3 protein-coding genes are annotated in these 2,210 nt (G+C 40.9%); 2 read left to right on the forward strand and 1 reads right to left on the reverse strand.

Annotated elements, in window-relative coordinates; genetic code table 11:
- Both IJT21_00675 and IJT21_00680 read left to right on the forward strand, forming a co-directional pair.
- A partial coding sequence (locus IJT21_00675; protein ID MBQ7576760.1) for a 4Fe-4S binding protein occupies nt 1–577 on the forward strand: 577 nt, incomplete at its 5' end.
- A 71-nt stretch (nt 578–648) separates the two neighbouring features.
- Nucleotides 649–1,488 carry a class I SAM-dependent methyltransferase gene (locus tag IJT21_00680; protein ID MBQ7576761.1) on the forward strand — a complete coding sequence of 280 codons (840 nt, stop codon included), beginning with the start codon at nt 649–651 and terminating at the stop codon, nt 1,486–1,488.
- Between the two features lie 45 nt (nt 1,489–1,533).
- Here the strand turns inward: IJT21_00680 and IJT21_00685 are convergent.
- The coding region (locus IJT21_00685) for a DUF1919 domain-containing protein (protein ID MBQ7576762.1) at nt 1,534–2,210 on the reverse strand (677 nt) is incomplete at its 5' end.

A 2,210-nucleotide genomic window follows, 5' to 3' on the forward strand; every position in this document is an offset into this window, starting at 1 on the left:
AAAAATTGCGGCAATTATGGGTGTTGCTGCTGGAGATTCTGTCCCGTTAAGAGCGTTTTTACGTTGCAAGGGTACGAAAGAGTGTTCACCTCGTCAATTAGTTTATGAAGGTATCAACGACTGCAGATCTGCTGTAACGATTCCCGGAGGTTCTCCGAATGCGTGTCCGTTTGGGTGCGTAGGTTTAGGGACGTGCGTAAAAGTCTGCAAATTCGGCGCGCTCTCAATGGGTGAAGATGGGCTCCCGAAAGTTGACATCAAAAAATGTGTGGGCTGCGGTGCTTGTGTTGAGGCATGTCCAAAAGCTATGTTATGTCTTGAACCTGTTACGGCTGATGTTATTGTCGCTTGTAATTCACATTGGAAGGGGCCGGCGGTTAAAGGCGTTTGCAGTGCTGGTTGTATCGGTTGTACATTGTGCGCGAAAATTTGTCCTGCTCAAGCTATAGAAATCGTGAATAATTTAGCAGTGATAGATCAGTCGAAGTGTACGAAATGCGGAAAATGTGCGGAAAAATGTCCGGCCAAGTGCATTAAGACCGGCGAAAGTATAGAAGTCTTGCAGAAATCCGCATAAAAAATTTTTTCCCCGTTAGAGTCTAATAGATTCCGGCGGGGATTTATTATATTTGACAGGAGGCAGAATAAATGCAGAAAGCTATTTGCTGGGGAGTAGGCAGCACAGGAAGACACGTCTATAACATGGCGAAAAATTATTATGATGTGCTATGTTTCGTAGACAACGATACGAAAAAATACGCAGGGGGGGGGGGGGTACTAGGTTTAGAAGTTAAATCGCCTGAAATCTTGAAATCGCTTGATGACGTTGTAGTTATTTTAGGGACGTCAATGGGCTTTGATGAAGTATCAGAGCAGCTAAAAACTTTGGGAGTCCCTGAATCGCGAATTAATAAAACTTTTGTGTTGATTCTCATGCAGGCTAGAATATTATTTCTTGAGAGATTCGCAGAAAGAGTCTATAAAGAAAATATTTCCGGTTCAGTCGCAGAAGCAGGAGTCTACAAAGGGGATTTCGCAAAGCACATCAATAAAAATTTTCCCGACAGAAAGTGTTATTTATTTGACACATTTGACGGCTTTACAGATTATGACATTTCCCGCGAACAAAAAGAGTCAATGACTTCAGCAGATTACATGAGAAACGTAAATATTTCTGAAGTTCTCGCGAAAATGCCCGTTCAGGATAATATTATTCTCAAAGCCGGAAGATTCCCGGATACAGCACAGGGAATTAATGACTCGTTTGCATTTGTAAATTTGGATATGGACTTATACGAGCCTACATTGCAGGGCTTGAGATTCTTTTATCCTTTGATGTCAGAAGGCGGAGTTATTCTTATTCACGATTATTTCAGCGAGGCATATCCAAACGTAGAGCAGTCAATAAAAGATTTTGAGCATGAACTCGGTGCAAGACTTCATAAAATGCCCATCGGCGATAATATTTCTCTCGCAATAATAAAATAAATTCTTCCCCGTCAGAGTCTCAAAGATTCCGGCGGGGATTCTATTTCATGAATTAAGAAATGTTACATAATCCCAATCATCAATCACGCGTTTAATAGTCCAGCCTGATTTATATCTGAATAAATTTCCGCTTTCGAGAGGTGAATCAATATCGAGTTTCACAGCTGATTTTATGCCTTCAAGATTTCGATATGTGAGCAGAGCTTTATTTTTGTATGGCAGCGAGTCAAATTCTTTTGCGAGTTCTTCATTGCAGCCTTCACCATCGGTCATGACGAAATATAAATTATCCCAGTGAATGCGCGTTTTTCGTTCGTCCCATTTTGATTTTGCCTGCGAAAAATTTTCATAGTGCATCAGGTAAATAATTATTTTCTTGCCGCCGCTCCCAAGAGTGCCGATCGGATAATTTATGCCGTCTTCAAAGTATTCTGTCAGCTCTTGATCGATATAATATTTCAAGTCCGCACAGAATTTTACGAAATCTCCAGCATTAAACCATAAATTTATAGTCGGAGTCTCGAATCCTATTCCCAGCTCGTGAAGAATCAGAGTCCCGGCGCAATCTTTTGCTATAACGGAAAAATTTTTATTCTTGAGTCTGCGTTTATTTGCTTGAATGAGTCTATTGTGATAAATATTTCTTGAGAGAGCTATTATTTTGTTCGGAATAAATTTTATAACACGATACAGGCCACGAGCCACGAGCCACGTGCCACGAG

It is taken from the genome of Synergistaceae bacterium, from assembly GCA_017443945.1.
Taxonomy (GTDB): domain Bacteria; phylum Synergistota; class Synergistia; order Synergistales; family Aminobacteriaceae; genus JAFUXM01.

What these genes read in the sequence shown, in the direction of transcription:
- IJT21_00680 (MBQ7576761.1), top strand. Translation starts at nt 649, where the DNA reads ATGCAGAAAGCTATTTGCTGGGGAGTAGGCAGCACAGGAAGACACGTC.